This window comes from Arthrospira sp. PCC 8006, assembly GCF_046480465.1.
GTDB classification, from domain to species: Bacteria; Cyanobacteriota; Cyanobacteriia; order Cyanobacteriales; family Microcoleaceae; genus Limnospira; species Limnospira platensis.
Window position 1 is genome coordinate 21,100 of the sequence record NZ_PKGG01000050.1, and the last position, 8,230, is coordinate 29,329.

Here is an 8,230-nt window from a genome sequence, read left to right on the forward strand (position 1 = left end):
TGATAGGCACTGAACTTGTCATGAGATGATAAGAAGTGTATAAAACAACACAGATAAAAACTGTTTGATTGTCTCATAATATAGCAGCATCTTAATTTCTGCTATCACCAACCCCCAATAGCCAGACTGCGTGATTTAGATCACATATTTATGGAGATGCAGATCACCAGCCAGACTGTTTATTGGTTGGAGAATTAACATAAGTTGAGTTACTTGACTACTCATGTCAGCCACTAATGGAATTCGAAAACTGGTATCTAAAGCACTTTACTTTAGATGCCTGACCCCGGAAATTGAAAACGGGATTAACTATGAACTGACTCGACTGGGTTATATTTCCGATGTGGATTATGAAGCGTTAGAATTACTGATGGACGAAATGGATGCCGGACGTATTCGCTTAATACCTAGTCCCTAGGTTCGGAACTTAACACAGTTAATCAAGCTGGTTCCCCTTGAACCCGAAACTGTCCCATTGTGTAGGATTTAATTTAGAGTTGTTGTTACTGCCGATTTTCTTTTGGCAAGAATTTAACCGACAAGCCTGTAATTAAGGCGATAACTGGGTTTGCATCGCCGTTCATTTGCTGCTGTTCATGGGTAGGTTGTAAGATTTTTCTGGTATAATTCTCTGGCTTATATCTAATGAACCAACCCCAGTGAGTGATAATGCAGTTTGCTAAACGTTTAGAAAAAATCCCCCCCTACCTGTTTGCTGAAATTGACCGGAGACGTATAGAACTGGTGGCTCAAGGGGTAGATATAATAAATATTGGAGTGGGTGATCCTGACCAGCCTACCTTGGATCATATCAGGGTGGCTATGCACGAGGCGATCGAAGACCCCTCCAACCACAATTATCCACCCTATCGGGGTATGATAGAATACCGGGAGGCGGCGATCGCTTGGATGTCTCGTCGCTTTGGTGTCACTGGCTTAAACCCAGAAACCGAGATTATCTCCTCTGTGGGTTCTAAGGAAGCTATCCACAACACAGCCTTAGCCTTTGTGGAGGGGGGGGATATTGTCTTAATCCCCGATCCGGGTTATCCAGTGTATCGCACTTCCACCCTATTCGCTGGGGGAGAGCCTTACTACGTTCCCCTGAAGCCGGAAAATGGCTTTTTACCAGATTTACAGGCAATTCCAGAGGAGATAGCTAGACGGGCTAAATTATTTTGGGTAAACTACCCCAATAATCCCACAGGTGCGATCGCCACCTTAGAAGATTTTAGCACCATGGTAGATTTTTGTCAAAAGTTCGACATTCTACTATGTCATGATCACGCCTATTCTGAGGTGTGTTATGAAGGTTATCGAGCGCCAAGTGTCTTAGAGGTTCCCGGTGCGAAAGATATTGCTATTGAGTTTCATAGCCTGTCTAAATCCTATAATATGACCGGGTGGCGCATTGGGTTTGTGGTAGGTAATGAAATCGGGATTAAGGGATTAAGCCAAGTTAAAACCAATGTAGATTCCGGTGTGTTTAAGGCTATTCAAAAAGCGGCGATCGCCGCCTATTTAACCCCAGAATCAGACCGTCAAAAGCTGAATGATATCTATCAACATCGCCGCGATTTAGTCATTTCAGGATTGCGTTCTCTGGGTTGGAAAATTGAACCACCCAAAGCCACATTATATATTTGGGTACCTGTTCCCAGCAATTACACTTCCACAGATTTTGCCAAATTACTCTTAGAGAAATGTGGGGTGATTGTCCCCCCTGGTAACGGTTATGGCGCGGCGGGAGAGGGTTTTATCCGAATTGCTTTAACCAATAAAGAAAGCCGCATTCAAGAAGCCATAGACAGAATGGGAAATGCGGGAATACGTTATCAGTAAAACTGCCGCCATTTTAGATTCCTCTAACCCCAACCATCTCTCCCTCTCCAGAAAGGGGGGTGATTCATCTTATCGTGGGAATTAACAGCAGAACCCCATCCCAGATATCGACTAGGAAAGATAGATTGGTGACTTGTGGAAATAGTAAATATATCCACTCCTGAGTCGTCCTAAATGTGGTGCTGGAATTAGTCTCAGAAACTGCGTAAATTACAGATACTTGCAGGAGGATGGAAGATGCCCGAATATATCAAGGATAACTAAAAAACTGATATATATGCCCGCACATTTTTCCATGTTATTATTATATGTCAATGTAGGGGAGTTTGTCAAGATAAAAGATGGAATTATCGGGGATAAATTTTGGTAGTATGAAGGCAAATTTAACAGTTGTATCATCAATTATTATTCTTGGTTGTTGCAGCTAATCCTGATATATTGAAACTGATTATGGTCAACCGTATAGACTTGTATAAGCCCATGTGTGCCGAGTACAAGGCTCGCCGAGCCTTGGCGGTAGACTCCCAGAGTGAAGTGTTACCCGCCTGGATAGAAGGGTTCCATTTAGGAGAAGGAGTATTTAGGCTCGAACATCGAGAAGTAGCTTTTCCGGGGATAGAAATAGCGCATTTCTTCACAGAAAATCTGTTTAGCGATCACCATGTAATTCCCGAAGGAGAAACCCATTTTTCCCTGGGCTTGTATCCCCATCATCCCCTATTGTCTTGGATGGGCTATACAGACCCCATTGGTAATGCGATCGCCGTTCATCGCAGCCAAATCGAATACACATCAAGTTTACCTCCGGGTTGGCATGGTGTATATATTTGTTTCAATGATGAACTCCTCGCCAACCTGGATTTACTACCAGAGAAATTTTGGGAAAATAGCCAGGACCCCAATCAAGCAGTTTTGACCGTCCACCCCATTAGGTTTGCCAACTTCACCAGATTTATGCAGCAGTGGTTTCCTAGGGCTGAATGTCTGTATCGTCGAGGTCTTTTGACTCCCCAGGAAGCGGCACTGTTGCGAGAAAAATTTTTGTGTCAGTTTCGGGAATTATTAGACTATACCTTTGAACAGCGTGGCGATCGCCAAATTTTCAAACCCTCTCGACGGTATTGGATCTTTGAAACAGTACAGGCGATCATCGACAATAATTTACGCCAAAACCTTACCAATGAGGAGTTATGTCAACAGCTTGGCATCTCCCTGAGATCCCTACAATACGCCTTCAAGGAAATTACCGGGGTAGGGGTACAGCAATATATTCGCGCCCGCAAACTAAACGCCGTCCGGGAAGAACTTTGCGGACGTAGTGCAAACCCCAGCACCATTTATGCGATCGCCACCGCCTACGGCTTCTCCCACATGGGCCGATTTTCCGAACAATTCCATCGTTATTTTGGAGAATACCCCTCAACCCTGAAAAAGTTGCACAAATCGGATATAAAAATGAGAAAAAGTATGATATCTTAGTTTCAGATGCGATATAAACATCGCCATATCGCCAATCGTTAGAGCTTTCAATAACATTGTTAGCTTGCTTCAGGGTCTAGTCAAAAGCACTCCTAAACTACCCCTAACACTAGGGATAGTTTGGGAAGGCTTAAAAAAGGCATCATCCCTGTGATGTTGTTCTGTTACGGGAGTCTCGGTTGCGGGGAAGTCAACTAAGACGGGCTTTTTGATTCAGAATCCCCAACATCCCTAATTCTGACCCTGATTTTGCCACACATCCCATCAATAGAGAATGTTCTAGGCGGGCGATCGTCTAATCTGCCTTCTTTTCTTTAACCCAGTTAACATCCGAGTTTTCCCAGATGGTCAAGTGCAACCGTAAAAAGGGCGTTTGATTTAAAAAAAGCTGAAACCCTTGCCAGTAAATAAATTAATCAGTTTTTTACTGCACAATGCAACATCTGCTTGATATGCGACCGAGTTGACCCGACGGAGAATATCGAGCAATGCTAATTACCGAAAATTTAGAAGCCATCATTGAGGAACAAACAGATGAAACCAGAAATTTTGTATTAAGGACGACTATTGTTCCCCAAATTGGGGTAGCAGTCTATGTTCGCAAGGGAGATATTTATCACGATTTAGATATTGTTAATGTTCGCTATAATCCCGAATCGAATCGTTTACATTTATTGGTTCGTAATAGTGGACAAGCCAGTGTGATTGTGCAACCAGAATGGGTAATTTCTCAAGGAAATCAGGAAATCCAGAGTGGTCGTGGTGTAGATACTACGGTGATTGCGGAAAAAGAACGTTTGGTTAATATCAATTCTAATCAACCCCTTGAACCGGGAGATTATAAACTTTATGGGAATTTGGCTTGGGGAGTAAACCGGAATAACAAAATCCCATTCAGCGTAACATTAGCCGTTCCTTAACATGGTGATGAATGGAGTATATTATCAGTAAAATACTGCCATAATTTGACGGCAATTAAGGCAGTTTTAACACTGAGTTATGCCAAATATTTATAAGTGTTTATTTTGGGGCAGTTGTTTACCCTGATGGCTGTTGAAAATTTGTGGATACAATCTGCTTGTCCCAGACATCACAGAGGAAATCACCCCAGAATCACCGGAATTCACGATTTTTATGATTGGCTTAAATGCTGGTAGGCGCAATTTTAAAACTGGGGTATTTGTGCGCGGGTCAGTAACGGATAATGAGGTGATAAATTTTGGGAATTGGCTAATTCCTTATGGTGAAGTTTTGCAGGTCATAAAGTTTACATCTACAGTTATATCAGATAATGAAGTCGAATTGCGATCGCCCTTTAAAATTGTCCGCCTTAACCTCGATGAAATTCGCAACGACCCCGAATTAGGGTTAGTCCTTTCCGTGCAAGATATTCAAGACTTATTTGATATCAAATCAGAATTTAGTTTTCGGGAATATGCAATTATTTTTGAGGTCCCCGAAGTCAGAAGGGGGAGAAGAAGCAGCCGGGAAAGACCGCCAGTAATTTTAGAAGGATTGCCAGAAATTTCCCCCCCCAACTTTAACACTGGTATAATATAACAGCGGGTTAATCTTACCAAAAACCAAGGTGTTGACCTGAACAACACAGGTCGCCTATCCGCCGTCGGAACAGTTTTAGATAGTAGTTGGTTTCTCACGCTTAATCAGGGAGACATAACCGACAGCGAAACCTGGCGATTATCCGAATTTCAAATCATCCGCCAAACTGAATATAGCGATTATTTTTTAGGTTCTCAACGGAGATTTTGGCGAGACCAAAGGACTACAGGTGACTTTTGGGGATTTACCACCATTCAAAGGCGGGGATATTCCCCTAGTTCATTATTGGGTAGTGGTGCCGCCAACCCTAGTCAACGTTTGCAACCCGAACAAGTTACCGCCACAGTAACAGGTAATGCTGAACCAGGAACTTTAGCACAACTGGTTTCGAGTCGTTATCGTGGGGAGGTCATAGCAGAACAGTTTGTCGATAATTCTGGCTTTTACCGTTTTAATAATGTTCCTGTAGGTAGACAGGTTGGCAGAAATTACTATGTTTTACTTTACCCTGGCGGCTCTCTCATTAGTGAACCCAAAATAGAAGAAGCTAGGTTTACCATTCTACCAGAACAATTACCTCAAGGCGCGTCAGCATTGGTAATTTCTGGAGGGTTACAGCGTCGTTTTAATCGAGGTGATGACTTCTGGGGAGAATTTACCGAATTTAATGCCGGAGTTTCTCAACGTTGGGGAATAACCGAAGATTTAACCGTGGGTTTAGGTGGGATTTATGATTCATCTACCCGTGGTTTGGCGGAAGTTTTTTATCAACCGAAAGGAACACCTTTGCGGGTTGGGGTTTCTGGCTTTCTGGGGGATGATGTTAATATTACTACTGATATAGTTTGGGACTCTCGACAATTTTATGCAACTTTTAATAGTGATTTTGAGAGAACTTGGTATAGTCTCAACTGGAGACTTTTGCGGGGATTGACATTATTGGGGAGTGGGGATTTAGATAGGTCTTCGAGTTTGGGTCTGCAATATTTTTGGGGTAGGCGCAATTTTTCTACTAATATCCGTGTCAGTGTTGATACAGATGAAACTCTAAATTGGCATCTTAACCAACGTTTCGGCAACTTTTACCTAATACTATTACTATTGATGAAAATTCGGAGACGTTGGAGGAGTTAAATATACAACTACTAGATTAATCTGGTGGTGGAGGTCTTCGGTTCCTTCAAGGAAAGCCATATATATGCCGCCACATTCTCCCATGATATAAGTATAAGTCAATTCCTAGGATTTGTCAAGAGAAAAGGGAATCTTTATCTAACTTCCCGAAAAACCTGGGAATGATTGAGCCAAATTTGGGAAATAAACTCTCGAAAAAGTTGATGGTTTCTGGGTAACATTTCCGGCTTTTGTTCTGGGGGATTTAATGCGACTAAAAAAGGTATTACTTCTGTATCCAAAGCTACCCTAAATAACTCCAAGGGCCAAATCAAATCAGCACTGTCTCGCAAATGATAGCAAATGGGCTGATTTTCTGTGGTAAATTCGACGAGGATTAAGGGACGCACCCAACAGACTCGGCGCACCATAACCACTTGAATCACTTCGGCATAAACAGAGGTATTTTGAGCATCAATAGCTACAATTTGACCGGAGTTAAATTGAGGTAAATTATTCATATATACTAGAAACTATCAATATCGATTAAACCCTGATTTAAGTCTGACATCAACCTGATAGATTCTTTTTTGGCTGAACCGGTGGCATATTCTTTGACTTCTAGGGGTTTCCCAATTGTGACGTTAACCTCAGACCGCCAATGGGGAATATTGGGACTGTAATGGATAGATATAGGCACAATCTTAACTCCTAAATTAGGATAGTGTGATTCAGCCTGAATTGCCAAACGACCTAATCCGGCTTTGAGGGGGTGAATTTGATTATCCCTAAAAATGCCAGCTTCTGGAAAAATGACTAACATTTCTCCCTGACGTAGTAAATCAACGCCATATCGAAGACTGGCGATCGCCGGATGTTTTTGATTAACCGCAAACCCTCCAATTTGGCGAATAAACCACCCTTGCAGTCCTTTCATTTCATCAGCAGTTACCATAAACCGGCAATCTCGTCCGGTGACATAAGGACCTGCTGCAAATGGTACAATAAAAGCATCCCAACGGGATCTATGGGTGGGTGCTAAAATTAGGGGACTGTCTTTGGGTAAATTCTCCTGTCCGGTGACGGTAATTTTTTTAAAATAGAAGGGAAGAACCCCATAGCGTCCCAGGGGATAAACGATAGAAGTTAACCAATGTGCGACATCAGAGGATTTAGTCTGGGTAGATGGAGGTGAATTAGACAAGGGTTTAATCGATTCAACTGTTACCATGATCATGATTTGTGATTTCTAAACTCTATAAGTCTAAGGTAAATCCTCTAACCCCCTGCTGTCATGGGAGAGGATGACAGTTATTAGATTGTCTCAATGGTTACATATTAGCGCGATGTTGAGCAAACCAGGATTGCAGTTGTTGGCGACAGGATGATTCGAGAATACCCCCAAGGACAGGGAGACGATGATAGGAGGCGGGACTGTCTGGAAGATTGCAAACGGTGCGAATGCTGCCAGTTTTGGGGTCATCGACACCATAGACCAATAAACCTATCCTAGCTTGGAGAATGGCTCCTGCACACATGGGACAGGGTTCTAGGGTGACATATAGGGTGCAGGTGTTTAAATGCCAATCTCCTAATACCTGACTGGCTTGGCGCAATGCTATAATTTCAGCATGGGCGGTGGGGTCCGGATCGCGTTCTCGGCGATTTTCTCCCTGGGCAATGAGTTTTCCCTGTTGATTGACAATGAGGGCACCAACGGGGACTTCTCCGGCTTCTCCGGCTGCTGCGCCTAGTTTTAAGGCCTGTTGCATCCAATGACTATGGGTGGTGTAGGTTGGCTGCATGGGAAACTCTGGCTAAGGTAGCCTAAAATGTTGATCAGTAGTTAACATGGCTTCTCCCAAATTGCGATAAAACCACAGGTGAACGGGTCCTGGCTGAAGGTCTATGGCTTTTTGATAATGGGCGATCGCTAATTGGGTTTGACCCTGGCTATGCAAAAGCTGTCCCAACTCCTGATGTAGATCAGGGTTGTTGGGACTGGCTTGGAGTAAATGCCGATAATGAGAAATCGGATCGGTTTTAGAGGCTACCTTTTTTTTTTGCGATCGCCTGCCTGAGAGCATCATAACCCTCTTCAAATTCTGGGTCAATGGTGATGGACTGTTTAAAATGAGCGATCGCTTCGTCTAACCGTCCGGTGGCGCTGTTTGTCCTGGACTTCCTGTAGATGGGTTTGAATTTCAGCCTGGTTGGGGGGATTAAGATATAAGGC

Annotated in this window: 11 protein-coding genes; 6 read left to right on the forward strand and 5 right to left on the reverse strand. The window is 43.1% G+C overall.

The window, feature by feature from the left end:
- Nucleotides 1-223: 223 nt before the first annotated feature.
- The 6 genes from B9T16_RS10050 (at nt 224) to B9T16_RS10075 (ending at nt 6,015) form a co-directional block, all read left to right on the forward strand.
- Nucleotides 224-418 carry a hypothetical protein gene (locus B9T16_RS10050; RefSeq protein WP_006619963.1) on the forward strand — a complete coding sequence of 65 codons (195 nt, stop codon included), beginning with the start codon at nt 224-226 and terminating at the stop codon, nt 416-418.
- Between the two features lie 251 nt (nt 419-669).
- Nucleotides 670-1,842, forward strand: coding sequence for an LL-diaminopimelate aminotransferase (locus tag B9T16_RS10055; protein ID WP_006619964.1), 1,173 nt, complete (start codon nt 670-672; stop codon nt 1,840-1,842).
- A gap of 390 nt (nt 1,843-2,232) precedes the next feature.
- Entirely contained in the window at nt 2,233-3,321 is a 1,089-nt protein-coding gene (locus B9T16_RS10060; RefSeq protein WP_410244675.1) for a helix-turn-helix domain-containing protein, read from the forward strand.
- A gap of 488 nt (nt 3,322-3,809) precedes the next feature.
- On the forward strand, nt 3,810-4,241 hold the full coding sequence (locus B9T16_RS10065) for a hypothetical protein (protein WP_006619966.1): 432 nt from the start codon (nt 3,810-3,812) through the stop codon (nt 4,239-4,241).
- A 133-nt stretch (nt 4,242-4,374) separates the two neighbouring features.
- A complete protein-coding gene (locus B9T16_RS10070) occupies nt 4,375-4,881 on the forward strand; it encodes a hypothetical protein (protein ID WP_231851954.1) in 507 nt (168 codons plus the stop codon).
- Nucleotides 4,882-5,166: 285 nt separating this feature from the next.
- Nucleotides 5,167-6,015 (forward strand): hypothetical protein, encoded by an 849-nt coding sequence (locus B9T16_RS10075; RefSeq protein WP_410223034.1) that lies wholly within the window; start codon nt 5,167-5,169, stop codon nt 6,013-6,015.
- Nucleotides 6,016-6,149: 134 nt separating this feature from the next.
- On the opposite strand, the gene B9T16_RS10080 is transcribed toward B9T16_RS10075, so the two are convergent.
- From B9T16_RS10080 to B9T16_RS10100, 5 genes are all read right to left on the reverse strand, one after another.
- On the reverse strand, nt 6,150-6,515 hold the full coding sequence (locus tag B9T16_RS10080; RefSeq protein ID WP_006619967.1) for a hypothetical protein: 366 nt from the start codon (nt 6,513-6,515) through the stop codon (nt 6,150-6,152).
- 5 nt (nt 6,516-6,520) lie between these two features.
- Entirely contained in the window at nt 6,521-7,225 is a 705-nt protein-coding gene (locus B9T16_RS10085) for a lysophospholipid acyltransferase family protein (RefSeq protein ID WP_035735634.1), read from the reverse strand.
- A gap of 100 nt (nt 7,226-7,325) precedes the next feature.
- Nucleotides 7,326-7,799, reverse strand: a complete 474-nt coding sequence (gene tadA / locus B9T16_RS10090) for a tRNA adenosine(34) deaminase TadA (RefSeq protein ID WP_014276021.1) — start codon at nt 7,797-7,799, stop codon at nt 7,326-7,328.
- Nucleotides 7,800-7,811: 12 nt separating this feature from the next.
- On the reverse strand, nt 7,812-8,084 hold the full coding sequence (locus B9T16_RS10095; RefSeq protein ID WP_231851953.1) for a tetratricopeptide repeat protein: 273 nt from the start codon (nt 8,082-8,084) through the stop codon (nt 7,812-7,814).
- A partial coding sequence (locus B9T16_RS10100) for a hypothetical protein (protein ID WP_410244676.1) occupies nt 8,038-8,230 on the reverse strand: 193 nt, incomplete at its 5' end. The genes B9T16_RS10100 and B9T16_RS10095, both read right to left, overlap by 47 nt.